At 67.3% G+C, this 23,017-nt stretch carries 23 protein-coding genes and 5 pseudogenes; 18 read left to right on the top strand and 10 right to left on the bottom strand.

All coding sequences use genetic code 11. The features are described from left to right. Positions 1 to 249 precede the first annotated feature (249 nt). The gene (locus tag RCR19_RS40315; protein WP_331270059.1) at positions 250 to 516 is read left to right on the top strand and encodes a hypothetical protein; all 267 of its coding nucleotides are present in this window, start codon (positions 250 to 252) and stop codon (positions 514 to 516) included. Positions 517 to 662: 146 nt separating this feature from the next. On the opposite strand, the gene RCR19_RS40310 is transcribed toward RCR19_RS40315, so the two are convergent. Beyond that, positions 663 to 1,040, bottom strand: a complete 378-nt coding sequence (locus RCR19_RS40310; protein WP_331270058.1) for a hypothetical protein — start codon at positions 1,038 to 1,040, stop codon at positions 663 to 665. 607 nt (positions 1,041 to 1,647) lie between these two features. Between RCR19_RS40310 and RCR19_RS40305 the strand changes: the two genes are divergently transcribed. Both RCR19_RS40305 and RCR19_RS40300 read left to right on the top strand, forming a co-directional pair. Next, the gene (locus RCR19_RS40305) at positions 1,648 to 2,544 is read left to right on the top strand and encodes an RNA polymerase sigma-70 factor (RefSeq protein ID WP_331270057.1); all 897 of its coding nucleotides are present in this window, start codon (positions 1,648 to 1,650) and stop codon (positions 2,542 to 2,544) included. Between the two features lie 269 nt (positions 2,545 to 2,813). Then, on the top strand, positions 2,814 to 3,716 hold the full coding sequence (locus tag RCR19_RS40300) for an NADP-dependent oxidoreductase (protein ID WP_331270056.1): 903 nt from the start codon (positions 2,814 to 2,816) through the stop codon (positions 3,714 to 3,716). Positions 3,717 to 3,723: 7 nt separating this feature from the next. On the opposite strand, the pseudogene RCR19_RS40295 reads toward RCR19_RS40300, so the two are convergent. From RCR19_RS40295 to RCR19_RS40285, 3 genes and pseudogenes are all read right to left on the bottom strand, one after another. After that, a pseudogene (locus RCR19_RS40295) lies at positions 3,724 to 3,877 on the bottom strand (ISL3 family transposase); the annotation flags it as partial. A gap of 32 nt (positions 3,878 to 3,909) precedes the next feature. Then, positions 3,910 to 4,293 (bottom strand): DUF5959 family protein, encoded by a 384-nt coding sequence (locus tag RCR19_RS40290; RefSeq protein WP_331270055.1) that lies wholly within the window; start codon positions 4,291 to 4,293, stop codon positions 3,910 to 3,912. Between the two features lie 89 nt (positions 4,294 to 4,382). Further along, positions 4,383 to 4,559 (bottom strand): hypothetical protein, encoded by a 177-nt coding sequence (locus RCR19_RS40285; protein ID WP_331270054.1) that lies wholly within the window; start codon positions 4,557 to 4,559, stop codon positions 4,383 to 4,385. A gap of 594 nt (positions 4,560 to 5,153) precedes the next feature. On the opposite strand from RCR19_RS40285, the gene RCR19_RS40280 reads away from it, so the two are divergent. Together RCR19_RS40280 and RCR19_RS40275 are read left to right on the top strand one after the other, a co-directional pair. Beyond that, entirely contained in the window at positions 5,154 to 6,029 is an 876-nt protein-coding gene (locus RCR19_RS40280; protein ID WP_331270333.1) for a PhzF family phenazine biosynthesis isomerase, read from the top strand. A gap of 1,056 nt (positions 6,030 to 7,085) precedes the next feature. Further along, positions 7,086 to 7,298: a hypothetical protein gene (locus RCR19_RS40275; protein ID WP_331270053.1), complete on the top strand. Its 213-nt coding sequence runs from the start codon at positions 7,086 to 7,088 to the stop codon at positions 7,296 to 7,298. Between the two features lie 703 nt (positions 7,299 to 8,001). Here RCR19_RS40275 and RCR19_RS40270 read toward each other — a convergent pair. Next, positions 8,002 to 8,241: a hypothetical protein gene (locus RCR19_RS40270; protein ID WP_331270052.1), complete on the bottom strand. Its 240-nt coding sequence runs from the start codon at positions 8,239 to 8,241 to the stop codon at positions 8,002 to 8,004. Between the two features lie 235 nt (positions 8,242 to 8,476). On the opposite strand from RCR19_RS40270, the gene RCR19_RS40265 reads away from it, so the two are divergent. The 5 genes from RCR19_RS40265 to RCR19_RS40245 all read left to right on the top strand — a co-directional run bounded on the left by RCR19_RS40265 (position 8,477) and on the right by RCR19_RS40245 (position 12,947). Further along, positions 8,477 to 10,228 carry a hypothetical protein gene (locus RCR19_RS40265; protein WP_331270051.1) on the top strand — a complete coding sequence of 584 codons (1,752 nt, stop codon included), beginning with the start codon at positions 8,477 to 8,479 and terminating at the stop codon, positions 10,226 to 10,228. 340 nt (positions 10,229 to 10,568) lie between these two features. Next, positions 10,569 to 11,261 carry a hypothetical protein gene (locus RCR19_RS40260; RefSeq protein ID WP_331269755.1) on the top strand — a complete coding sequence of 231 codons (693 nt, stop codon included), beginning with the start codon at positions 10,569 to 10,571 and terminating at the stop codon, positions 11,259 to 11,261. A gap of 240 nt (positions 11,262 to 11,501) precedes the next feature. Beyond that, the gene (locus RCR19_RS40255; protein ID WP_331269756.1) at positions 11,502 to 11,759 is read left to right on the top strand and encodes a helix-turn-helix domain-containing protein; all 258 of its coding nucleotides are present in this window, start codon (positions 11,502 to 11,504) and stop codon (positions 11,757 to 11,759) included. An 8-nt stretch (positions 11,760 to 11,767) separates the two neighbouring features. Continuing rightward, positions 11,768 to 12,529, top strand: a complete 762-nt coding sequence (locus RCR19_RS40250) for an IS3 family transposase (protein ID WP_331270050.1) — start codon at positions 11,768 to 11,770, stop codon at positions 12,527 to 12,529. A 229-nt stretch (positions 12,530 to 12,758) separates the two neighbouring features. Next, the gene (locus tag RCR19_RS40245; RefSeq protein WP_252125116.1) at positions 12,759 to 12,947 is read left to right on the top strand and encodes a hypothetical protein; all 189 of its coding nucleotides are present in this window, start codon (positions 12,759 to 12,761) and stop codon (positions 12,945 to 12,947) included. Between the two features lie 129 nt (positions 12,948 to 13,076). On the opposite strand, the gene RCR19_RS40240 is transcribed toward RCR19_RS40245, so the two are convergent. From RCR19_RS40240 to RCR19_RS40230, 3 genes are all read right to left on the bottom strand, one after another. Continuing rightward, positions 13,077 to 13,445, bottom strand: a complete 369-nt coding sequence (locus RCR19_RS40240; RefSeq protein ID WP_331270049.1) for a helix-turn-helix transcriptional regulator — start codon at positions 13,443 to 13,445, stop codon at positions 13,077 to 13,079. Between the two features lie 1,121 nt (positions 13,446 to 14,566). Beyond that, positions 14,567 to 14,917, bottom strand: coding sequence for a DUF6114 domain-containing protein (locus tag RCR19_RS40235; RefSeq protein ID WP_331270048.1), 351 nt, complete (start codon positions 14,915 to 14,917; stop codon positions 14,567 to 14,569). A 153-nt stretch (positions 14,918 to 15,070) separates the two neighbouring features. Beyond that, positions 15,071 to 15,694 (bottom strand): DUF6230 family protein, encoded by a 624-nt coding sequence (locus RCR19_RS40230; protein WP_331270047.1) that lies wholly within the window; start codon positions 15,692 to 15,694, stop codon positions 15,071 to 15,073. Between the two features lie 275 nt (positions 15,695 to 15,969). On the opposite strand from RCR19_RS40230, the gene RCR19_RS40225 reads away from it, so the two are divergent. Together RCR19_RS40225 and RCR19_RS40220 are read left to right on the top strand one after the other, a co-directional pair. Next, positions 15,970 to 16,428, top strand: coding sequence for a hypothetical protein (locus RCR19_RS40225; RefSeq protein ID WP_331270046.1), 459 nt, complete (start codon positions 15,970 to 15,972; stop codon positions 16,426 to 16,428). A gap of 56 nt (positions 16,429 to 16,484) precedes the next feature. Continuing rightward, the gene (locus RCR19_RS40220; protein ID WP_331270045.1) at positions 16,485 to 17,672 is read left to right on the top strand and encodes an IS4 family transposase; all 1,188 of its coding nucleotides are present in this window, start codon (positions 16,485 to 16,487) and stop codon (positions 17,670 to 17,672) included. Between the two features lie 179 nt (positions 17,673 to 17,851). Here the strand turns inward: RCR19_RS40220 and RCR19_RS40215 are convergent. Then, positions 17,852 to 18,294: pseudogene (locus RCR19_RS40215) on the bottom strand (transposase); the annotation flags it as partial. A 546-nt stretch (positions 18,295 to 18,840) separates the two neighbouring features. On the opposite strand from RCR19_RS40215, the pseudogene RCR19_RS40210 reads away from it, so the two are divergent. Together RCR19_RS40210 and RCR19_RS40205 are read left to right on the top strand one after the other, a co-directional pair. Continuing rightward, positions 18,841 to 19,263 (top strand): annotated as a pseudogene (locus tag RCR19_RS40210) (transposase); the annotation flags it as partial. A 220-nt stretch (positions 19,264 to 19,483) separates the two neighbouring features. Next, on the top strand, positions 19,484 to 20,020 hold the full coding sequence (locus RCR19_RS40205; RefSeq protein ID WP_331270044.1) for a DUF4240 domain-containing protein: 537 nt from the start codon (positions 19,484 to 19,486) through the stop codon (positions 20,018 to 20,020). Here the strand turns inward: RCR19_RS40205 and RCR19_RS40200 are convergent. After that, a pseudogene (locus RCR19_RS40200) lies at positions 20,013 to 20,573 on the bottom strand (transposase); the annotation flags it as partial. The gene RCR19_RS40205 and the pseudogene RCR19_RS40200 overlap by 8 nt on opposite strands. Positions 20,574 to 20,592: 19 nt before the next feature. Between RCR19_RS40200 and RCR19_RS40195 the strand changes: the two are divergent. The 4 genes and pseudogenes from RCR19_RS40195 to RCR19_RS40180 form a co-directional block, all read left to right on the top strand. Beyond that, complete coding sequence (locus tag RCR19_RS40195; protein ID WP_331270346.1) at positions 20,593 to 20,889, top strand: hypothetical protein; 297 nt, start codon at positions 20,593 to 20,595, stop codon at positions 20,887 to 20,889. A 276-nt stretch (positions 20,890 to 21,165) separates the two neighbouring features. After that, a complete protein-coding gene (locus RCR19_RS40190) occupies positions 21,166 to 21,621 on the top strand; it encodes a hypothetical protein (RefSeq protein ID WP_331270043.1) in 456 nt (151 codons plus the stop codon). A gap of 156 nt (positions 21,622 to 21,777) precedes the next feature. Next, positions 21,778 to 22,458 carry a hypothetical protein gene (locus tag RCR19_RS40185; protein WP_331270042.1) on the top strand — a complete coding sequence of 227 codons (681 nt, stop codon included), beginning with the start codon at positions 21,778 to 21,780 and terminating at the stop codon, positions 22,456 to 22,458. Positions 22,459 to 22,657: 199 nt separating this feature from the next. Continuing rightward, positions 22,658 to 22,945: pseudogene (locus RCR19_RS40180) on the top strand (hypothetical protein); the annotation flags it as partial. Positions 22,946 to 23,017 lie beyond the last annotated feature (72 nt).

The raw sequence follows: 23,017 nt of genomic DNA, 5'->3' as shown, positions 1-23,017 counted from the left end.
AAGGCGAACTCCGCGCCTGCTTCCGCCCGCGTTCCGCACCGTCGTCGTGCCGGACGGGTCACCTGCCGGGGTCGCTCGCAGGCGGACGGGGCCGAAGCGAGGTGGTTATGGCGTGTGCCGGGGTTTTCGGGGGTTTTTCTTGGTTGATGGGCGTCAACACGCCCAAGGGCGTCGGGGAGTGCGTGGGTTTTTGTGTGGGCGTGCCAGGATCGGTGAGTTGGTTGTCCGTGCCGGGGAGAGGGGCGGCGGGTGCTCATTGTGCAGGGTGCCTCGGTGACTGCTGTCGTTCGTGGCAGTACGGGTGAGCCGGTCATTTTGCTGTCCGGGAATGGGCATCGGGGTGTGCCGGAGCAGGCGCTGCTGGATATGGTGCAGGCGGCTTCGGCTGTTCTGAGTGAGGTTGAGTTGCGTGCCGTAGGCCGGGCTATTCCGCGTTTGCGGGCGGGGCGTGCGGGTGCGGGTGTGGTGGTCGACGGTGCGGCTTTGACGGTCTACAGGCTGTCCGACGACGACTGAGTACCGGCTGTGGGCCGGGTGGTCTGGCGGGGTTGGCGGGCTAGAGGCCCGTCTTCTGCTTTTTGTGGGGGAACACGCGTCGCCCGCCGTCGGCGGAATTCGACGGCGGGCGACGCGGCTTCATGGAAGGTGGATGTGCTGTTGGGTCAGTAGCGGCAGCAGTCCCAACCGTTGGAGTACAGGCCGTAGAGCCCGCCTCCGTAGCGCCCGCCTCCGTAGCGCCCCAGGTCCCAGCCCGAGTGCCGGTCGCAGCGGTTGCGGTACCTGTCCCAGCGCCAGTAGTCGCGATCGTAGCCGCGGTACCGCCGCAGGTCGACGCCGTGGTAGCGGCGCAGATCCCCGTTGTTGCGGTAGTGGGAGGGGTGGTGGATCCGCGCACTGTCGCCGCGATGGAGGGCGGACATGGCGGGCGCCGCGGAAACCGATCCCGGCAGCGGGGTGGCGCTGGCTTCTGCCGTGAGGGGCACGGCAACGGCTCCGGCAGTCAACAGCGCGACTGCCACAGCCCTAGCAATGGTCTTCACGAACTCTCCTTTCGAACAGCAGGAATTCGATCATTTCCCTGCTGCTGCGTCAGACGCTACCTCGAATTCCATGCCTCACTGCGCAGGCTGATAGGCGGTCAGGCGTGCGGGGGTAGGCGGTCGGGATTACGAGTCCTACGTAAAGATGCAGCTCAACAGCCTATTCGCATGGGCGCGGGGCGTTGAGTTCCGGTCCTTCTTGAAACACCCGTCCAGGCGAATTCTTCCTCGTGGCGCAACTGCATGTCCGGCCTGTTTGAGCAAATGAATTGAATGGCTCTCGCTGGGTGAATTCTTGTCTTTTATTGACCTGAATTCCGTGGAGTCGGAAATCGGTCCTGTTCGCCGCTGCCTGCGGTTTCACTGCCGGGCGCGTTACGGGCCCTCGATGGATCTGCCCCGGTCATGACGGAGTCGTGGCCCTGTCCGGGAACGCCGACGCCTCATCCAGTGCTGCGGATCGCCGTGTGCCCGTGCTGTGGCTGGCCGAGGGACTGGACACAGCGCCTCGTGGGAGCCCCCGCACGCAGGGAGAGGGGCAACTGCGCATCGCGACGCGCGCCGCAGCGACGGCTTGTAATGTGGATTTGAGACCAGGAGGCAACGTATGCGCGCCTGTGACGACCCAGACTCCCTTGACCAGGCGACGAGGGATTTCATGGCGGCGCGTCCGCGGCTCTTCGGCATCGCCTATCGCGTGCTCGGCAGTGCCGCGGAGGCCGAGGACATCGTCCAGGACGCATGGCTGCGCTGGCAGACCGCAGATCGTGCCGTCGTCGAGGAACCGGCGGCGTTCCTGGCCACGATCACCACTCGTCTGGCGATCAACTGTGCGCAGTCCGCCAGAGCGCGGAGGGAGTCCTACACAGGCCCGTGGCTTCCAGAACCGGTGGACACCAGGGCGGACCCCCAGTTGGGTGCGGAACGGGCAGAGGTCCTCGACATGGCGGTTCTCTTCCTCCTGGAGAAGCTGAAGCCCGTGGAACGGGCCGCTTACGTTCTGAGGGAGGCCTTCGACTATCCGTACCAGCGCATCGCGGACATCCTCGAGACCAGCGAGGCCAACGCGCGCCAGTCGGTCAGCCGGGCCCGCAAGCATCTGTCGGCAGAACGCAAGGAGCCTGTCAGTTCCGACGTCCATCGACAGCTGCTGGAGGCGTTCGTCAGCGCGGCACGTACAGGCGATCTGTCGGCGCTCGAAGAACTTCTCACCGCTGACGTGGTCAGCTATGCCGACAGCGCTGGTAAGCGTGGGGCATCCAAGGTTCCGGTTGTCGGGCGTCCGCACGTATCGAAGACCCTTGTTGCCTACGCCCCGCGGTTCTGGCCCGAGACGGAAATCCGCTGGGTCGAGGCCAACGGTAGGCCGGCTGCCCTGGTTACAGCACATGGCGAGGCGGTGGCTCTGCTGACCGCCGATGTGTCGGAGCGGGGCATCGAACGTGTCATGTGGGTGGTGGCCCCTGCCAAGCTTGCCCCCTATGTAGCTTCATTGGACAAATGAAGAGCTTCGTCACAGCTCCCACGGTCTCGATCAGGGATCTCGTGGGTTCTCTACAGCCGGGCCTCCTCCCGTCGGCGGGTATGGGAGCCGGCGGGTTGTGTGGGTCGAGGCGGCTCCAAAGGGGGCTCGCCGCGCGTGGGCGGTCATGACGTAGGGTCGGACGTATCGGAGTAGAAACGTGCTCTGGGGCCGAGCAAACAGCCGGACAGGGAGTACGCGCACACGCGGTATCGGACGATCCGCCACTTCTTCCGCGGAAGGAGTGCGTCATGAGGGCAGCACAGTTCAGCCGGTTCGGCGGCCCGGAGGTTCTCGAGATCGTTGACCTGCCCGATCCCCATCCCGGTGCCGGAGAGATACGGATCAAGGTCCGTGCCGCGGGGATCAACGGCAGCGACTGGAAAAAGCGTCAGGGCCTGATGGACCAGGAACTTCCACAGACTCTGGGCTATGAGGCTGCGGGTCTCGTTGACGAGATCGGCGACGATGTCTCGGGTGTCGCGGTTGGCGACCGCGTCTTCGGAGCCTCACCGTACGGAGCCGCCCAAGCAGAGTTGGCCGTGCTGTCCTATTGGGCCCCGATCCCGGACTCGCTCGACTATGCGAGGTCCGCAGCGATCCCCGCGGCAGCCGAGACCGCAGCGCGCTCGCTTGACCAGCTCGACGTCACAGCGGGCAGCACGGTGCTCATCAACGGGGCATCCGGCAGCGTCGGGAGTGCCGCTGTTCAACTCGCCGTTGAGCGCGGCGCGCGCGTCATCGGCACGGGCAGTCCAGGCACGCACGATGCTCTCCGCTCGCTCGGGGCCGAGCCGGTGGCATACGGCGACGGGATGCCAGAACGAGTCCGGGCAATCATGCCGTCGGGTGTCGATTTCGCACTGGACGTCGCCGGCAGCGGGGTCCTTCCCGAACTCGTTGACCTCGTGGGTACGCCCGAGCATGTCATCACGGTCGCCGACTTCCGCGGCGCGCAGCGGACGGGCGTCCGCTTCAGCCGCGGCGACACCGGCCGCGCCACCTACGCGCTGACCCAGGTCGCTCAGATGACCGAAAGTGGACGATTCTCCATCCAGGTCGGCCAGACCTTCCCCTTGACCGAGGTGGCCCACGCGCACCGCGTCGGCGAAGCCGGGACTGTGCGCGGCAAACTCGTGCTGCTCGTGGACTGACCGGTCTTCAATGGGACTCTTCACGGTCGAGGGACAGTTGCGGCCTGAGGCCGCCGGTCTCGAGCAGCAGCGACCGTGCAACGTAGTTGGACAGGTTGCGGAGTCCGAGCACGGATCCCACGGAAGTGTTCGAGGCGACCGTTGATCACCTCCGTGGGACCGTACTCATCTGCAAGCGCCGATTCTCGACAGCTCAGCGCCGCCATTCGTAGGCGCCGGGAGAGGTCTCCACAACCTCCTGGGGCCAAGCTGCACGGACGTGCTGCAGCCGTTCGTGGTGCTCTTCGGCCCTGCCGCCGGCCAGGCGCACCGGGACGCGGACGGATGGTCCCGATGCAGCCGTGTCCGCCACCACGAACACGGCAATCCCGTCGCGACCGGACAGGTCGAACCGGATCTCGGGATTGCGCCCGTCATCCATCCAGACGGCATTCCGCCCGGCTGCGAGTTCCTGCAGGACCTGTGACCAGGTGTCCAAGTCGTCCGGAGCCAGACACACATCGAGACGCGGGGTCGGCGATGTTGCGTCACTTCGAGGAGGCGCAGCAGGTCGCCGACCGGTGGCCGGCTCGGTCATGTCAGGCCGGAGCACGCATCATCGCGCGCTCATCCGCCCAGGGGCTGTCGCGTGTTGACGGCCTCTCGCTGACTGCCGGGTAGCGGGTTTCAGCGTCTGCGGCCCCGGACTCGCCAGCCGCTGCCCAGCCCCGCGAGGTGTAGAGCCAACACGGCGAGGCCGATGAGCATGATGTTCGTCGAGGTGAACGTGTCGTTGGTCGAGATGTCAGCTGCGTTGATCAGGAAGGCGATGAAGAACAGGACCGCCGAGACTATGGACAACATGGTGAGGTTCCCTTCGATTTCACGCCAGGTGACGTACGCCGGTGCCTAGCCAGCGCTTGCCCCTGATGGGGCGGGACACTCCCTGGCGGGCGGTCGGGCATTGGTGCGCCGTCAATTGGGGCAGTGCTGTAGGGCCTGTCCGGCAGCCGTCTGGCTGATGCGGGGTTGAGTGTTCCAGGCCCGTCGATGCCCGGCGTGATGTCTTGCCTCACGCCGATGCACAGAGCGACGACATCAATGGCGGCGCTTTGATGGACGAGGATCTGGCCGAGAGGTACGCAAGGGTGCCGCCGAGTCGGTGTTCGATGTTCCGGTCGAGGGTCCTCCAGGGCCTGGCTGAGCATTCCGGTATTTGGGCGGCGAGTGCTTCGTGTGGCGGCCACGGGGTTGAGGGCACGAACGCATGTGCTTCGGGGGCGACGACGGTGCTTGTAGGGATCTGAAGCGGCGGTTTTCCGGTCGAGCCTCGGCGAGTTCCGTCTGGCAGGTGATCGGGACGGCGATGGCGCCGTCGGCGAGCGGGGGAGGACCTCTCGGCGGCCCGGTCTTCACCGTCCGGGAATGGCGGCGGTGCCGGTTCGTGTTGCCGGGGGCATGACGATGAATGTGCAGCGGCCTGAGGTTCTGCGTTACACCGCCTTCTCCGGTGTTCCTGAGGGTGGTAATCCGGCCGGTGTCGTGCTGGACGCCGGCGCCCTCGACGACGCTGACATGCTGGCCATCGCCGCGGAGCTGGGGTATTCGGAGTCCGCGTTCCTGACCGCGCCACCGGAGGGGCTGGACGGCGAGCTGGGGCGGGCGTACGGCATCCGTTATTTCAGTCCCAAGGCCGAGGTCCCGTTCTGCGGGCACGCCACCGTTGCAACTGCTGTCGCGCTTGCCGAGCGGATCGGTCCCGGCCGACTGGTGTTCGCTACGCGCGCGGGCACCGTGCCGGTGGACGTGGTGGGAGAAGGCGGGTTGCTCCGGGCAACGCTGACCAGCGTCGAGCCGCACCTCGAAGAGATCGCCGACGCCGACCTGGCCGAGGCGCTTGCCGCACTCGGCTGGCCGCCCGCCGATCTGGACACGGCTTTTCCGCCCCGCATCGCTTTCGCAGGCGCCCGCCATCTTGTCCTTGCGGCGGCGACCCGCGCGCGCCTGGCGGATCTGGATTACGACTTCGCGCGGCTGGAAGCCCTGATGCACCGCCTGGATCTGACGACACTGCAGTTGGTGTGGCGCGAGTCGGCGACCGTCTTCCATGTTCGCGACCCGTTCCCCGTCGGCGGCGTCGTGGAGGACCCGGCGACCGGCGCGGCGGCCGCCGCGTTCGGTGCGTACGCCCGGGAGTTGGGCCTGGTCGCCGAGGACGCTGTTCTCACGTTGCGCCAGGGTGAGGACCTGGGCCGTCCCGGCGAGCTCACGGTGACACTGCGAGCAGGTGATACGCGCGTTCGTGTCAGCGGCGCAGGGGTGCGTATCGGCTGAAGCCCTCCGGCGGGGGCGGCGGCGCAGGGACCGGTCCGGTCGGCGGTCAAGGGCCCTGCCGGTTCCATGACTGCAAGCCTGCGACCAAGCCGGCCCCGGGCACGTCGTCGTGCCGGTCCGCCGACTCTCGCTGCCCGGCGGCACGGGGCGATCTGGGGTATCCGGCACTGGCGAAGGGGGTTGGTGTTCGGGGCGTTGAGAAGTGCGGCGTTGACGGCGCCACAGTTGGTGGGGTCTGACTGACTGGGGGCGCGGCATGGGTTTGTCGGGTTGTGGAGTGCCTCCGTGGAGCGGGGAGTTGTCCCGGGAGCTGGGGGACTACGGCGGCTCTGTTCGGTGGGCAGCGAACTCGTTGGACTGTACGTGGGTTGTGGCTCTGCTTGCTCTGTATGCGAGGCCTGATTCTGCTGGAGTGGTTTTGGCGGGGTCGGAGTTGCCGGGGATACAGGTGGCTGTTGGGCGTTGAGTCTCCACCATCGCGTCTGGTTCCGGGTCCGTCGGCTTTGCAGCGCAAATGCAGCTGGTCGCCTGCGAGTTCGCCTCGTTCAGTAGCCAGTCCGTCGGCCTCATAACCACTGTTGGGTGGGTGGTCGGGGCGATCGCGTGTCTACGGGGGTGGGTTGGGGGAGCTTGCGGTTGCGGGTGTGCGGTGTGAACGGTTGTGCGTTTTTGAACGCTTGTCGGGTATGGGGGGTTTGCGTTTCTGTGTGAGGTTCGGCTACCGTCCAGGGCCTCCGGACAAATTGTTCGGAGTGTTTGGACGGCGGGGTTTGGTCATGACCTGTTGGCCCTTGTGCCAATGGGTCCGCCGTTTCCGCTGCTCCGCAGCCGGGTTCCCGCATGACCCGGCTGCGGAGCGGTGGGTCCCCCTCGTTCGGACGCTGTTGCGGTGCGGGAGGTTCGGTCGGTGTGTGGTTCACCGCCGGCCTGGCTCTCGCTCCGCAGGTGCAGGACGCGGCCCAGGGCGGCGGTTCGGAGGGTTCACTCTTCGGCCGCCTGGGCTCGGTGCCCGTTCTGTTCGACCGTTCCCTTGACAGGATGAAAGGTGTTTCTTCCATGAACATGGACCAGCTTGAGGCCGAGACCGCGGAGCTGCTGCCCGGGCGGGAGGCGCTGGGGAAGTTCTCGTTCAACTTCACCAAGATGACCAACATCACGAAGAAGGTCGCTCACGTGGACGCGCACAACGAGTCCGAGGCGGTCAACTCGTGCTCGCCGTACGCGGTCGCGCAGTCTCAGGCTTCGCAGGCCATCAGCGTGCACCAGTAAGGCCCGCTGGTGGTGCAGGGCCGCTTCGTGCAGCAGAACGCGGCCCTGCACCCCGCCGGTTGCGGCTCCCCGGCCCGTGTCTCACCTGCTGTGTGACTTGGGCCCGTATCCCGCTCACTTACTGTCGAATGCGGTCCTGCATCCCGCCCGCTGTGAGGGCGTGCGGTCCTGTGCTCCGCCCACTGCGGGACGTGACCTTGGACTCCGCCGACCGCGGCAGCCGGTCCCGTCCGAAGGGCGTCAGTCGCACATCTGGTTTGCGGTGTGTTTGACGCGGGCCGTGTGTGGTCTGGTGTGCGGGTTGCGGGTGGGATGTTCGTGCGGAATCGGCATGGGCTTCAGGTCTGACGCCATCCCAGCCACCCTGTGCCTCGTTGTCTTCTCTGTCCAGGCCGCCTGCTCTGCCTGCCGTGTGGTCGCTCGGCGCGTGCGGTTGCCGCCGCGACATGCGGTGCACCGCCCGGGCTTGCACCCCTCAGACGCGGTTCCTGTCCCTTGTGCCGGTTCAGCTTCGACAGCCCGTCGGCCGTTTCGGCCGTGCCAGCCCTCGTTGGTCATGTCGACCGGGGACGGTCGTGGTGGTGGCTGGATCGCCTTCCCCTGTACGTGTATTGGAGTAGTGAATGACGGCGTCCGATGGGAACCGTGGTCGTAGCGGAAGGCACCGTCAGTCTGCCCACATCTGGAACCAGTTGACGGTGCGTCATGACGCCGTCGAGGCCGGTGTCTCGGGTGCGGCCACGTACTCGGCACCGCCGGTGGGCGAGGCGCGTGTCGTGCCGAGGACGCCCACGGCGCCGTCCGCGCACGGGACCCATTCCACGCACCCGGCGTCTACCACGCACCCGGCACCTTCGGCGTACCCGGTGCAGGGAGCGGACGCGGCGTTTGCGGTGGACGCGTCGAGGAGCGCGGATTCGACGATGTCAGAGAGTGCCGGCATGTTCCCACACCCAGCCTCTCCCTCTTACTCTGACGCGCCCTCAACCGTGCCGCTGGGCACGGCCGTTCCTGGGCAGTCCGCAGGCCCCTCGCACCATTCTGTAGCTGAGCATCCTGTCGGATTCACGCATTCCACCGTGCCTTCGGCTGTGCCGTTGAGTACGCCTGTGCCTTCGGGCTCTGCTGTGTTTTCGGATTCCGGTGCGTCTGAGCCCGTGTCGTCGGGTGCGGGGGTGATGGTTCCGCAGCTGTGCGAGGGTCTGGAGTTGCTGGGGGAGTATCAAGGGTCGGGCTCTGTGGTGCGGAAGTTTCTGCTGCGGAGGGGGGATGGGCAGGTCATTCAGGTGTCGCAGCTTTTGTATCTGGTGGCCGGGTCTGTGGATGGTGCGCGGGACGCGGAGGCGATTTCGCATCGGGTGAGCGGCCGGTATGGGCAGGAGGTGTCGGCCGAGGATGTGGTGTTTTTGGTGGAGCGGAAGTTGACTCCGATGGGGGTGACGCTCCCGTCCGCTGGGGGTGGCGGCGCGGCTCCACGGTCGGATTTGTTGTTGGCGTTGAAGGGTCACCGGGTCGTTTTCGGTGAGCGGTGGGTGGCTCGTATTGCTGCGGCGCTGAGGTGGCTGCATTCCCCGCTGATCGTGGCGTTGGTGTTGGTGGCGGCGGTGGTGATGGATGGCTGGTTGTTCGGGGTACACGGGGGGATCACGGCGGTGCTGCAGGTGTTGGAGCAGCCGTTGTGGATGTTGATTCTGTTTGTGTTGACTGTGGCATCGTTGGTGTTTCATGAATTCGGGCATGCGTCGGCGTGTCATTACAGCGGCGCGGTGCCGGGAAAGATCGGCTGCGGGATCTTCTTGATCTGGCCGTCGATGTATACCGATGTCACGGATGTATACCGGGTGGGGAGGGCGGGCCGGCTGCGGACGGGGTTGGGGGGCGTGTATTTCAACGTCATTTTCATGCTGGTGCTGACCGGCCTTTATCTGTTGACGGGTCAGCCGTTGTTTTTAGCTGCGGTGTATCTGGCGCATTTCGAGGTGCTGGAGCAGCTGATGCCGTTGGTTCGGCTGGACGGTTATTACATTCTGGGTGATCTGGCGGGTGTCCCGGATCTGTACGGCAAGGTCAAGCCGATCCTGATGAGCCTGTTGCCGGGGCGGCGGCGGGAGGCGGCCGCGCTGCTGGGGCTGAAGCGGTCGGCGCGGATCGTGGTGACGGTGTGGGTGGCGGTCATGGTGCCGCTGCTGCTCGCCGAGGTCGGCTATGTGCTGTGGAACCTCCCCCGACTGGTGGCGACCGCGGGCCGGGCGCTAGCCGCGCAGGTGTCGGGCACCTTCGAGGCGTTCGCCGATCTGCAGGTGTGGGCGGGGCTGGTGGGTGTGGTCGGCACGCTGATGCTGCTGTGTCCGATGGCGGGCGGCTGTTATCTGGCGGGCCGGATCTTGGTGCGGGTGTGGCGTGCGGGCCTGCGGGCCACGGAGGGCCGGCCGGTGATGCGGCTGGCAGTGGCGGGGGCGGTGGTGGCCGTGTGTGCGGTGCTGGGGGTGGCCTGGGTGCGGGGGCTGACACCGAAGCCGCTCCCGGCGGCCGCGCCCGTCACCCCGGTGCTGCAGCCCGGTGTGCCCGCCCCGCACCCCGCACCGACCACCTCCACGGCCAGCCCCTCGCCCACCCCCTCGCACCCCTCCCGCCGTCCCGCCCTTCCGCCGTCCCGCCGGCCGGCCACCGTGCCGTCGTCCGCTGCCTCCAGCCCCGCCCCGGCCTCCTCGAGTCCGGGCAGCGTCTCCCGGACGCCGAGTGCGTCCCCTACGCGCACCCACCCCACGCCGGATCCGTCGGGGAGCAGCCCGACCCCGTCCGTGACCGGCACACCCCCCACCGGCTCACCCTCACCTTCACCGTCCACCTCCACCTCGCCCACACGGTCACCCTCACCCTCGGGCACGTCACCGTCGCTGCCGGGGCCGCCGGGTCGCGGCGGCACCTGACGCCCGCTCGGTCGCGGCGGACCGCAGGCAACAGCCGACCCCACCGCCAACCACGACCAACACCCCCGCCACCCCCCTCGCCTGTCCATCCCGCCACCTCTCGCGTTCGCCCATCCATCCACCCGGTCACCCCATCCACTCCGTTCGCCCGGTGACCCCGCTGTCCGGTCACCCCCCTTCACTGCATCCATCCGGTCACTGGGTTCCCCGGGGTTTCGGGGGTGGCCTGTCTGACGTTTCGTCTTCGCCTTCACGCAGGTCATTTTCGGTGTGGGCGTCGTGGGGCCGTTGGCCTTGTCCGGCGTCTGCTCTACCGCCTTTATGGCAGGAGGAAATTTTCATGAACCATCGCAAGCCTTCGACGCGTCGTCGTTCGCGGTCGGCTGTCGGTCTTGGTTTGGGGGTTGCGGCGAGTGCGACGTTGTCTCTCGTGGCGGCCACGGGTACGGCGGCGGCGGGTCCGGTGGCGGGCCGGTCGGGTGGTGCGGCGATCGCTGTGGATCTGGCGCAGGCGCGTGCGGATCGGACGCGGGTGAATCAGTTCGATGAGTCGTTCCGGATTCACGAGTACGGGCCGTCGGTCGCGGTGAGCGCCTACAACCGGGCGGTTGCCCAGTCGGTGGGCTGTTCGGTCCATGCGCCGTGCCGGTCGGTTGCTCTGTCGTTCCAGATCGTGACCACGGCGGGCAGCAATGCGCGGCTGATCAATGCGACCAATCTCAGTCAGGCGGTCAATGAGCACTGTCCGGGGTGTCAGACGTTCTCCGGGGCCTATCAGTTCGTGGTGGCCACGCCGAGGGCGTTCACGCTGGGCAGTGCCGCACGTCGTGAACTGGCCGTCATCGAGGACCAGGTGGAGGCGTTGAAGACCTCGCGGGTGTCGGTGGCGGAGGTGACCCGGCAGGCGGACGTGCTCGCGCGGCGGGTCAAGGCCGTGCTGGACGGTGAGATGGCGCGGGCGCCGAGGGCGACCGGTTCGGATCCGCTGGCCGATTTCGCTCCGCATGTGACGATGTACCGCCACGTGCGCTGAGGCCCCCTTTCAAGCGCTCAGGGCTGCGGACTCCCACCGCAGCCCTGAGCCCCCGGGAGGGGAGCACCCCCTCTGTCCTTCGTTCCTGCACCCCGACCGGCCCCATCCCCGCTTCGCCCTCGGCCCCCTTCGTCGCCCTGTTTCGTGCCGTCGTGTTCGGTGGCACGGCCTGGCGTGGGCGGGTGAGTGGGTGCGGGGCGCGGTCGGGTGTGGTTTGTTTCTTTTCCCGTGTGAGGTCCGGTGAGCAGTTCTCATCCGTCCAATGTGCGCGATCAGGCTCTGCAGCTTCTTTTCCAGGGGCGTTCCGTCAGGGATGTGGCGGTGCAGCTGGGGCTGCCTCAGCAGACCGTCTATCGCTGGCACCGCACGTGTATCTCGCAGTCGGAGTTGATGCAGGCCCGCGCCCGTATCGAGGTGCTGGAGGGTGAGGTCGCGGCCTGTCGGCATCTGATCGACCTGATGAAGGAAGTGGTGCCCCCAAAAGACGGTACGAGATGATCGCGGTGATGGCCCGGGAGGGTTTCACCGCCCGGATGACCATCGGCCTGCTGGGGGTGTCCGAGTCCGGCTACTACGCCTGGCGGGAACGTACTCCGTCGGCGCGCTCGCTGCGCCAGGCGTGGCTGAGCCGGATCATCGGTGACATCCACCGTTCCTCGGGGGCCGTCTTCGGATACCGCCGTATCCGGCAGGAACTCGGTCACCGCTACGGCATCAACGTCAGCCATCAGACCGTGGAACGCCTGATGGGCCAGGCGGGCCTGCGCGGCCGTTCGGGACGCGTCGGCTACCACGGCCCCGGGCCGGCCGGCGGGCCGGCCACCGGTCCGGGCAGCGGGCCGGCTGGTGGGGTGGGGGGCCGGCGCTGGATCATCGACGTCGACAGCCCCGATCATCCTTACGCCGTCTGGTGGGCTGCGATCGTCCTGGACACCACCACCCACCGCCTTATCGCCTTCTCCACCGGCAGGCGCCCCACCGGCCACCTCATCGAGCAGGCACTGGACCAGGCGATCGCCCAGGAAGCGGCCACACCCCCCGCCCCGGACACGGCCGGTGAACTGGCCGGCTGCTCCTTCACCGCCCGCGCCCACGCCCTGCGCCGCGCGCCCGGCTCCGGGACGGTCGGCGACTGGTACGAGCACTCCCTGACCGAGGCGTTCTGGCACACCCTGCGCCGCGAACTCGTCCACCACGCCCGGCCGGAAGCAGACCACCACGGCCAGGCACTCCTCGACACCCTCGAACGCCTCACCCGCCAACCCTGACCACCCACCCCCGGCCAAAACCCGCACTCGGCATCGCTCCTGCACCACTGACCCCTGCAGCGCACTCGTCCCCGAGCCCGGCGCACATATGAGACATCCGCCCGGACCACGATTCGGCGGCCGCCGACCCGCCCGTTCGTACTTCGACCCGTCACATCCGATCCAACTATGACGAAGAGACATGGACATCACCCCACCCTTGCCCATCGCCCCCACACTTCGGAGCGAGATGAATCACGGCGGGCCTCTGTCGGCGACCCAGGCGCACCAGGTCCTGCTGTACTGCGCGCTGGACGCAGGGTGCGTGCCGATGGACCCGCCCGCCGTGCAGGCGGTCGTCAGGCTGGCGCAGTTGGACTACCCCACTGTGCAGGCCGTCATCGACTGGATCACAACTGCCGCGACCCGGCGGCCCTGACCCAGGTCGATTGCAAGCCGTCACCCGCCCCTGGATCCCGTCTCAGGGCCTGCTTGCCCCGGCCCCGAAGGCTCCCGCACGGGCGGGGAGCAGGAGAGGAATAAGAGGAACCGTGGAAGGGGAGGGAGGTCAGGATTCGCCGGCGCGGAGCAGGGATTCGACGAGGACGGCGACGTGCCGGCGGTCGGTGGGGCTGAGTTTGTGAACGCTGGCGATGAGGATCTCCACCTCGGGGTCGGCGATCTCGGGTGCGTTCTCGAAGTAGACATGCACGCCCGCGGCTTCGGCCGCGGCCCGGTGGATCGGCGCCACCGGTACTCCCAGTCCCCGGGCCAGGCCTTCCAAGGTGGCCTGCTGGGGCATCTGCGCCAGCCGCGCGGACGTCGCGAGATGGTGGACCGTCGAGCGGGAGATGCCGCCACGGCGCGCTACATCGCTGTAGGACCACCCTTTTTGATCCAGCTTGCTTTTGATCAGTTCCTGCAGTGTGTTGGGCACCGCTGGTTCTTCCCGCCCTCGACCGGCCGCTTGTCAATGAGTCTAACGGCCCCGCCCCCGGGCAGTTCTGCACGAGCCCGCACCCCGGGGGCGCACTGCCCGAACGGTATGAGTCCGGCGTCCCATCGGCGTAGGCCGCGGCTCAGCCGCCGCCGTCCCGCGCACCCGCGTGCGCTCCCGGGCGCTCGCATGCCCACCGGAAGCCGGTGACTTGATCCGGGCGGCCGCTGGGACGTTCGTGTCGGGTGGGTCCGTCTGCCCCCGGCGGCTCTCGGAAGACCTTCAGGGGTGGCCGGAACGTGCACCGGCCGGCACGCGGGGTGGGCTCACCCACGCTGAACGTCAGGCTGCAAGGCTCTAAAGGGTGCCCCAACCAGCGAGCGAGCAGTGCGGGTTCGCCGGACGCCTCCCGAACTCGGGTGCGCTTGAGCCCGGTTGTATCGCGGACGGGCTTCGCCCCTGGGGATCAGCGGTTGTGTCCGGCCGGGGGAGGGATCGCGCGCTCGTGCCGTGCGCCGCGCGGGGCGTACTGCGGCCGCACCCGACGGCCGGTCGTGACTGTCCGCTGTCCGTGTCGGCGGGCGGCGGTTCGTCCATCTCCGGACTTGTCCAGGTCGCGGTGGCTGACGCGCTGCTGAATCCGTGCGGTCGGCCGGTCGGTTCGGGCCTGGACGGGGCGGGCAGGTGCTCGTGGAAAGTTCTTGTCTCTGGGAGAAGGGTCGCGTGCTACTGCCGCTACGGCAGCCCTCGTGCAGGCACGTCACGCCCCGGGACTGTGCGGCCTCGGGCGTCAGGCCTGTCGCAGTGTCCTGTTGACGGAAGGAGATAGGTGGTGAACCCGGTTCGCAGGCCAGCAGCCCGCGGAATGACATGGCCCGTGGCCTTCTTCACGGCACGGTCCGGCGTGCTGCGTCCCCCCGTCCTTTCCGGTCCTTCCGCTCGTCCAGGCCCTCCAGCTGTTCCTGCTGGTCCTTCCCCTTTTCGCCCACCCGGGTCCGGCACGTTTTCCAACTCCGCCCCTTCCTCCCAGTCCTGCGGGCTCTCGCGGTCCTCCTCCGCTGTGGGCGAGTCGGGTGCGGGCATCCAAGAGCAGGCGAGGGAGCCACCGATCAGGCCACAGGTCAACCCCACGTGAACAGTCCGCAGGAGTTGGCGAGGGGGAAGGAGGTCAGGGAGAGCAGCAGGGTGGTGAACCCGGCGAAGACGCGGTGCTGCTGCTGGAACCACAGGGACAGGCCCAGCACGGCGAGCAGTACTCCGATGATGAGGACCCCTGCCCCGGATGTGGTCAACAGGGCCAGGACGATGCCTTGCGGATCCAGGTCCGTGTAGGGGAAGTAGATGATGGGCAATCCCGCCGTCATGGTGAAGGACTTTGCCCTGAAGGGCCGTTCGCTCCGCCAGGATCCGAACCCGCGCCATACGCCGGCGACCGCCGTCGTGGCGCGCCGTGCCGGGCGTGGGCCGGACATCGGATCCAGGAAAACGTCTCTCGCGAAGGTGAGGACTGAACAAGAAGAGGGGGGCGGGGGTGCTGCGGGACGAGCCGCACACGGTGTGCTCGCCCGCCGCGGACAGAGACCGGCCGCAGAAAGGAGGGGGTGCGGGGGCGCCTCGGTGGGGGGTCAGAAGCAGGGTTGGTCGCCCTGTTCGACTCGCATCCTGAAGTTGGGGATGTTCAGGATGCCGGCGGAGTTCGCGACCGTGATGACGCGTACGTTTTTGAGTACGACGGACTGTGCCTGTTGGGCGAAGACGTTGGGGTCGAACCAGCGCGATTTCCTGTCTTGGGGGTTGATCGGTCCCTTGGTGACAGCGCCTGCCGCGATACCGATGTCGATGTTGTTGGTGTCGGCCTGGGCGGCCGCGACGGAGGTGGCGTCGATGAACAGGTTCGCCGCCTCCACCGGCCGTCCGATGCCGCCGGTCACCACCAGGGTGTAAGGGCCCAGGACGGGGATGGGGATGACCACGGACAGACACAGTCTGTTGATCTGCGCGTGCCGGAAACCCAGGACCACGACCGGCACGAGGGCGCCTTTGCGGGTCACGTCGACCATGGGGTAGATGCTCACGCCCCGGCCGCGCAGCGTGTCGGCGGCGAGTTGGAAGCGCTGACCGGAAATGAAGAACGACACGGCCAGCGCTCCTTGGGCCATGCCGATACCCAGGGCCGCCGCGGCGGCGAGGGACGGGACGAGGACGACGGCGAAGCGTCTCCAGGACGTCCTGCCGGAGCGGTGCAGCATGGCGCCTCCTCCGTCGTGCATGGGCCCTTGCGCCCGTGCCGGAAGGATGGGCAGGCGCGGTGGCTGCTGACGGAGTCTAGACTTCCGGGCCCGGCAGCCGACGGCACGTCAGGTCGGCCGGTCGGGTGGTATGCGCGCCGAAGGACCTCGGCCCGTGATGGCCGCGGCGGCTGACGTTTGACATCCGTCAGCGAAAGGGCGATTCGGCGGGACACGCATTGCCTAGGCCAACCGGACGACGATTAGGGGGCCCCTAATGTCTTTGGTCAAGGTGGATGGGTGCTGGTTCGGGCGTCTGGAACGATGTGCCTGTGCATGCTGATGATCAGGTTGGCGAGGGTGTCTCTGCGGAGCTCGCGGTGTTTCTCGGGAACGCTGCCGACGGCCGTCCGGTGAAGATCGTTGCTTCCGTCTGCGGCGGATGTGGTGGGCGCGTGTTCTTCGTGCTCGTCGACGATGTCGAGGGCGGAGCCGAGCGGGTGTGCGGTGGTTGCGGAGGCCGCGTGTTCATCGCGGATAGCGAGGAGTTCTGGGAGGACGCGGATCCGGGCGAGGCATGCTGCCCGTGCGGGAGCGAGGAGTTCGAGATCGCGGTCGCCTTCTCCCTGGCCGACGACGGATCGGTCCGCTGGGTGACCGTTGGGCTGCGGTGCCGGAAGGACGGCGCCGTTGGGGTCTATGCCGACTGGAAGATCGACTACGCCCCCACGGATCACCTCCTGACCAAGGTCTAGGTCCAATGCCGTTGCCTTTGCTGTGGGCGTAGTCTGCTTGGCAGTGGGTCTCGGGGGTGGTTCGGGTGGCTGCGAGTGTGTCTGACTTATCGGGTCTTGGCTTGTTGACCTGGGTGTATCCGCCAGGTTTGGTGGATCGGGTGGTGGCCGCGTGTGGGCGTTCTGAGCAGCGTCAGCGGCTGCTTCCCGCCCGGTTGGTGGTGTACTTCGTGCTGGGGCTGGCCCTGTTCTCGCCTGCTCCGTATCTGGAAGTGATGCGGCACCTCGTCGAGGGACTGCGGGGTGTGGGCCTGCTGGGTACCTGGCGTGTTCCGGCGAAGTCCTCGCTGTTCAGGGCTCGGGAGCGCCTGGGATCCGAGCCTTTGCGGGTGCTGTTCGCCACCACCGCGAAGCCCATGGCCACCGAGGCGACTCCCGGTGCGTTCTGGCGGGACTTACGGCTGCTGGCCGTCGACGGAACCTGCTGGGACGTCGCGGACAGCGAGGCGAACGAAGCCGCTTTCGGACGTCCCGGCAGTGGCCGTGGGTCGGGCAGGAGTGCGTTCCCGCAGGTGCGGATGGCGGCGTTGGTGGAGGTGGGCAGTCACGCGGTGCTGGACGCGGAACTCGCCGGCTGCCGCACCGGGGAAGTCACCCTGGTCGCCCGCCTGCCCCGGTCGGTCGGCCCGGGCCAACTCGTCCTGGCCGATCGTGAGTTCCTCGGAGTCCCGTTGTGGCAGGCGTTCACCGCGACCGGCGCCGACCTGGTGTGGCGAGTGCCCGCCAACCGCGTCCTGCCGGTGATCAGGCAGTTCCGTGACGGGTCGTGGCTCTCTCATATCCGGGCGAGCAGTGGCCCCGCCCGCGATGAACCGGTCGTGGTGCGTGTCCTGGCCTACCGGGTCAAAGAACAGGCTGGCGCGGACGGGGGTGACGGATACCGCCTGGTCACCACTTTGCTGGACGCCCGACGGTATCCGGCCCGGCAACTGGCCGCGCTCTACCGCGAGCGCTGGGAGATTGAGTCCGTCTTCGCCGAGATCAAGACACACCAGCGCGGCGCACGCGTCGTCCTCAGCAGCAAGACACCCGAAGGTGTCCGTCAGCAGATCTGGGCACACCTCCTGGTCCACCACGCACTGCGCGAGCTCATGCTGAGAACGGCTGCCACCCGTGGCCTGGACCCTGATCGGGTTTCCTTCACCGAGACCCTGCGCTCTGCCCGGCGCAGCGTGACCGTCACGCCGGGCAGTTTTTCCCCCTGACCTCCTGGTCAGAGCACTGGTGATGCTCGAGCAGGACCTCCTGGAACGACTCCTGCCTGTCAGACGGCTCCGCAGCCAGCCCCGCGTCGTGAAACGCAAGATGTCCAACTACCACCTCAGACGAGCCGAGCATCGTGCCTGGCCGCAGCCGACCCGCACCGGCACGCAAGCCGTTCTCGTCATAAGACCCCAACCGGCGAACCCGTAAAAGCAACGGCATTGGGTCTAGGTCTGCGAAGCGACCGCCCTGACAGGTTGCGGTTCGTAGAAGTTCCGCCGCGGAGCATGGCGAAGAGTACGTCCGCCCGTCGTCTGGCGAGGCAGAGCAGGGCCTGCGCGTGGTGCTTTCGCTGGGCGATCTTCTTGTCGTAGTAGGCCCGCGATGCAGGGTCGCCCAGGGCAGCGAACGCGGAGAGGAAGAACGCCCGTTTGAGCTGCTTGTTTCCCTCCGAGACGGCTGTTCGCCTCGGATCGAGGACCCCGAACCGCGGGTCCTCAGTGCGAGCCTGGCGTAAGCGGCGAGGTGGCCTGCGGTCGGGAAGGTGCTGCCGTCACCGACCTCAATGAGGATCCTGGCTCCGGTCCTGACGCCGACTCCCGGCATGGACGTCAGGACCTAATTCGTTACTGACGGATCCAGCATCACCCACCACGCATGGGGTCTTGCTGGGCCTGTTCGAACACGGGGACCGTGACTTCTGTTGCCACTCCGGCTGATAGAAGCCTCCGGATAGACCGGTGCTCGGTCCTGGTGTTTGTAGTGGTGGCGAGCCTGTGGGCGTCGCAGAGAGCGGCGACGCTCGACGTCTTCACGACCGCCACCACATCCGACGTTGGCGGGCCTGTGGACTGTTGCTGGATGCCTCGTCAGGACCGGGCGCAGAATGCCTCTTCCAAGATCGGCAGCACTTACGGCCACAGGCCCGTCAACACCGTCGGCTTGATCACTCGTTGGAGTTGGTGGTGCGAGCCCTCCGCACGGTGACCTCTTGATAGACGCGAGCCCGAGCTCCCGAGTAGACCGAGGCCCGTGGGGTGAGCTGGTGCCACGAACACGGCTGATGAGGTGTCGGACCAGCCCTGGCGGCTGAGCCCTGGAATTAGGTCGCTGCGTGGCCCGCATGCGCTCGTGACCAGCGCAACATCCGCGCCATGGGGAGGGAACAACTTGATCTACTGTGGTATCGACTGGGCCGAACGCCACCACGACGTCGCTCTGGTCGACGACAGCGGCGAGCTGCTCGCCAAACGCCGCATCACCGACGACGCTGCCGGCTACCAACTGCTGATGGACCTGCTCGCCGAGTACGGCGACACGGAAGAAGCCCCGATCCCGATCGCGATCGAGACGTCCCGCGGCCTGCTGGTCGCCGTGCTGCGGACCGGCAGGCGCCAGGTGTTCGCGATCAACCCGATGGCAGCCGCCCGCTACCGCGACCGCCACTCCGTCTCCCGCAAGAAATCCGACCCCGGCGACGCCCTAGTCCTGGCGAACATCCTCCGCACCGACATACACGCCCATCGACCCCTGCCACAGGACAGCGATCTCGCCCGCGCCGTCGCCGTCCTGGCCCGCGCTCAGCAGGACGCCACGGCGCCGACGCGACGTCCACGGAGATTGGCACGCGGCCGCCCTGCGCAACCTCTTCAACCGGATGCTCGGCCAGCTCTATCGCTGCCTCCAGGAGCACACGCCCTTCGATGAGCTGGTCGCCTTTCCGACCCCGAGCCTGGAGGCAGAGAAGGCGGCAGCCTGATCTCCAACGGTCGAGAACTCCTTCTGTCAGTACGAGGTGGCATGCTCTCCCGCCATGAACAAGGAGCAGTTCTGGGAGCTCATCGCGGCGGCCCGCGACCGAACGATCACCCCACACGAAAGCGAAGCGGTCGCCCACGAAGCGACCTCGCTGCTGGCCGCCCGGCCGGTCGAGGACATCATCACCGCTGAGCAGGTGCTGTGGGACCTGATGGTTGAGTCGTACACCAACCCTCTGTGGGCCGCTGCCTACATCGCCAACGGCGGATGCTCCGACGATGGCTTCGACTACTTCCGCGGCTGGCTGATCGCCCAGGGGCGTGACGTCTTCGAGCGCGCAGTCGCTAATCCTGATGCCCTCGCAGAACTGCCCATCGTTCAAGCCGCCGCAGCAGACGGCGACGACCTGGAAGGTGAGGACATGCTGGTCATCGCCTGGAACGCACACATCACGGCGACCGGTGACCAGCTTCCCGCGGGCGGACCCACCATCCGCTACCCGCAGCTGGACCCTGCCTGGGCCTTCGACTTCGACGACTCAGACGAGATGGCTCGCCGCCTGCCGCGTCTGGCTGCCCTCTACCTGCAGTAGTTCGAACACCGCAGCCGGCGCCTTGACGAGTTAGCACCATGAGGTGTCTTGGAAAGAGAGTAAGCCTCCAGGAGTTCCTCGATCCGCCCGGCCAGGAGTTTGCGCTGGTCAAGGACGGCGGTCAGAGATTGGGCCAGGCTCGGGACGATCAGAGCGGCTGCCTCGGTGCCCGGAACGGCGACGGTCTGCTCGTCCAGGGCGGCGAAGATGTCGTCGACCAGCCGCTCGGCCATCCTCGGCGCCTTCGGCCGTAACGGCTTCACCAGGCGGCGCCGGCCGGCGTTGCGAATCTGAGCCGGTGATCCGAACCGTTCCAGCAACGTGAGGACGGCCGGGTGCGCAACCGCGGCCCCAGCACTCGTTCCAGGGACGGATGGATCTGGGTCAGCAGGTCGTGGGGCCGGTTGGCGACCCGGGTCGCTTCGCCGGCGAGGTCGTCGTCGAGGCCGACGACCATCTCCAGTTCGGCGATCGTCTCGCCCTCGCCGTCGATCACCCGCAGGGTGTGAGGCATTGCCCGGGCGGCATCCGCGATGATGAACGCGTCTCCGGCAGCCGCGGTGGACCGCGTGATGAAGTGGCTCGCGGTGGTCGCCGGCCTCGCCATCATGCAGAGCGGACCACAGACCGAGTTGTCGTGTGGGAAGCTCGCGCCCATGGACACCGCCAAGCTCGAACTCGCAGCCCAGCGCTACAGGGAAGCCGAGACCGCGCTCGACGCAGCCCGCGCAGACCTGCAGGCCGAGGCTGTTGTTTTCCTCCGTCAGACCGACGAGCGTGGTGCCCAGGCCGCCATCGCCCGCATTACCGGATGGACGGACGAGCATCTGCGTCGGCTGATGAAGAGCGCTGAGGAGCAGGCCACGTGACGCACCGTCCTTAACCGAACGCCGACCGTGCGCTGCGCCAATTCGACCGCTACGACGACGAGACCGGACCACGTGCCGAGCCTCGGCCGATGAGCCGCTCGAGTAGCGCCTGGCCGGGCAAACGGCGGCGTCGATGCGTGAAGTCCAGATCAACGTACCCGCGCTGACTGCCCGCCTGCGCGCCGTGTTCCAGCCGCGTCCGGTGAGGAGTCAGGCTCCGCCGATCTCATGCGCGGACTATGAAGGTCCGGTCGCGATCCCGTCAACGGGAGTCCAATGATCAAGATCGAATATCGCCAGACCGGCCCGTATGTGGACCAAGGCCAGGAGAACCGTGAAGGAGTGGACCTCGCGGTCGTCAGCCGCGTTGACCTGCGCTGGTACTACTTCCTGTCCGACCTTACGTTCACGATCGACGAGGCCGACCTGAGCCCGCCGTGGTCGTGGACGCCCGTGTTCGACTTCCTGTGGTCGATGGAGGGCGCACTCGAACACCTGGAGCGGAGCGAACATACGACGATCGGCTTCACCGAGAACGCCGAGCTGATCGACTTCGTCCCGGAGGGGGAGAAGGTGCGAGTCTCGTGCACCTACGCAATGGGTGAGACGGTCTGCGAACGGGCCGATCTCAAGAACGCCTGGTTTGCGTTTCGAGAGGCCGTGCTGACGCAGCTCAGCGTCGAGCATCCGAGGCTAGCGGTCAACCCAGTGTTGGCGGAGCTCTCGCTCTGAGCCTCCGGCCGAGGCCGGCAACTCGCGTCGAGGCGACGCAGCAGAGCCGGCCGCGAGGTTGAGGCCGGTGGGGGTGCGGCGAGGTGCACGCCTACTGCGTACTGTCTCCCCAGGAGCGGCAGCCTGGCTGTCACTGGTGTCAGGTTGGATGGGCACGTGACTGTCTATGACGTAGCTCGCCAGCTCCCTGCCATCGCCGACCTGCGGGACCTGTGCCGTTCATTGGCGATGCTCGATGCGATCCTCAGCCCGGACTGGGAAGATCGGTACTACTCCATGAACGCCGATTGGGCGGATGGCGAGGAGATGGCCTCGATGCGCAACGGGTCGGGGAACGAGTACTCCATCGTGTTCTCGACTGCCGGGACTTATATACGTGGCTTCGACCACGAATCGCCGATGAGCCCGTACGGCAACGACGGCGAGCCCTGGCCGGGAGTGATCGACGAGGTCCCCGAGCTCTTCAAGCCTTTCGTCGAGGAGGCAGCGTTCACCGACGAGGACGACGTCCCTGTCGTGACGGCCTGCATGTGGCGGGGAGCGACGGACGATCGGTGGCACCACGGGACGATCGACTTCCCCGACCGCGCTGTCGATCCTGATGGAGCGATGGGCCTGTTCGCGCTTCTGGTCGACCGTTCGCCGGAAGCATTCCCGCGCTTCGCCGAGGACTACTACGACGTCCCCGTGGACCTGGAGGCCGTGAGCCAGGTGTATGCCTTGCGGCCGCTGAGTCAGGAGCTCGTGTCATTGCTGAACCCTGAGATCGGCTTGACCGACCTGGCCCAGGACATCTCCCAGGTCGGCTATCCGCAGCCGGACCAGGAGCCGACCTGAACGCCGGCTGCAGGAATATGGCGAGGCTCGGCGATCACGTCCTGAGGAGGATGCGTTTGCGGAGCAGATCAAGGTTGGCCCGCCCGTAGTCCATGCGCTTGATCAGCTTGGCTCTGGCCACGTGGCCGTCGACCTGGCCAGAGCTTCAGGGCGTGGACAGGCCGGCGGTGACGGGGTCCAGGGCTGGTTGGATCCTGTTGTGCAGGGAGCGGTGGGTACCTCGCAGGCTTTGACGCGCCCCGAGCGAAGGAGGGCTTCGAGGACCGCACTGATCGCTTCCCGGCCGGCCGGCCGGGCTGGTCTGATCGGCAACCCGGCGGCTGCGGCTCTCCACGACGCCGACACCCTCCTGCTGCTCGGTAGAGACTTCCCCTACCGGCACCGGTATCCCAGCGACCGCACCGTCATGGAGGTGGACACCGACGCCACCCACATCGTGCGCCGGGTACCGGTCGACGTCGTACTCGTGGGCGACACCGGCGCCGCCGTACGCGATCTACTTCACTACCTCGCCTGGCCGCTCGCCGGCACGGGTGCGAGCTGTGCCGACATCTGCGAG

Source organism: Streptomyces sp. WAC07094, from assembly GCF_036320405.1.
In the GTDB taxonomy this organism is placed as follows: Bacteria; Actinomycetota; Actinomycetes; order Streptomycetales; family Streptomycetaceae; genus Streptomyces; species Streptomyces lannensis.
This window is presented reverse-complemented; position numbering and strand designations above follow the sequence as displayed.

Excerpts from the sequence above, each read along its gene's own strand:
- RCR19_RS40230 (WP_331270047.1), bottom strand. The coding sequence starts at position 15,694 with ATGCTGCACCGCTCCGGCAGGACGTCCTGGAGACGCTTCGCCGTCGTC.
- RCR19_RS40305 (WP_331270057.1), top strand. The coding sequence starts at position 1,648 with ATGCGCGCCTGTGACGACCCAGACTCCCTTGACCAGGCGACGAGGGAT.
- RCR19_RS40260 (WP_331269755.1), top strand. The coding sequence starts at position 10,569 with ATGAACCATCGCAAGCCTTCGACGCGTCGTCGTTCGCGGTCGGCTGTC.
- RCR19_RS40265 (WP_331270051.1), top strand. The coding sequence starts at position 8,477 with ATGGTTCCGCAGCTGTGCGAGGGTCTGGAGTTGCTGGGGGAGTATCAA.
- RCR19_RS40300 (WP_331270056.1), top strand. The coding sequence starts at position 2,814 with ATGAGGGCAGCACAGTTCAGCCGGTTCGGCGGCCCGGAGGTTCTCGAG.
- RCR19_RS40285 (WP_331270054.1), bottom strand. The coding sequence starts at position 4,559 with ATGTTGTCCATAGTCTCGGCGGTCCTGTTCTTCATCGCCTTCCTGATC.
- RCR19_RS40225 (WP_331270046.1), top strand. The coding sequence starts at position 15,970 with ATGGGTGCTGGTTCGGGCGTCTGGAACGATGTGCCTGTGCATGCTGAT.
- RCR19_RS40280 (WP_331270333.1), top strand. The coding sequence starts at position 5,154 with ATGACGATGAATGTGCAGCGGCCTGAGGTTCTGCGTTACACCGCCTTC.
- RCR19_RS40190 (WP_331270043.1), top strand. The coding sequence starts at position 21,166 with ATGATCAAGATCGAATATCGCCAGACCGGCCCGTATGTGGACCAAGGC.
- RCR19_RS40250 (WP_331270050.1), top strand. The coding sequence starts at position 11,768 with ATGGCCCGGGAGGGTTTCACCGCCCGGATGACCATCGGCCTGCTGGGG.
- RCR19_RS40245 (WP_252125116.1), top strand. The coding sequence starts at position 12,759 with ATGAATCACGGCGGGCCTCTGTCGGCGACCCAGGCGCACCAGGTCCTG.
- RCR19_RS40235 (WP_331270048.1), bottom strand. The coding sequence starts at position 14,917 with ATGTCCGGCCCACGCCCGGCACGGCGCGCCACGACGGCGGTCGCCGGC.
- RCR19_RS40270 (WP_331270052.1), bottom strand. The coding sequence starts at position 8,241 with ATGCCGGCACTCTCTGACATCGTCGAATCCGCGCTCCTCGACGCGTCC.
- RCR19_RS40205 (WP_331270044.1), top strand. The coding sequence starts at position 19,484 with ATGAACAAGGAGCAGTTCTGGGAGCTCATCGCGGCGGCCCGCGACCGA.
- RCR19_RS40195 (WP_331270346.1), top strand. The coding sequence starts at position 20,593 with ATGAAGTGGCTCGCGGTGGTCGCCGGCCTCGCCATCATGCAGAGCGGA.
- RCR19_RS40290 (WP_331270055.1), bottom strand. The coding sequence starts at position 4,293 with ATGACCGAGCCGGCCACCGGTCGGCGACCTGCTGCGCCTCCTCGAAGT.
- RCR19_RS40275 (WP_331270053.1), top strand. The coding sequence starts at position 7,086 with ATGAACATGGACCAGCTTGAGGCCGAGACCGCGGAGCTGCTGCCCGGG.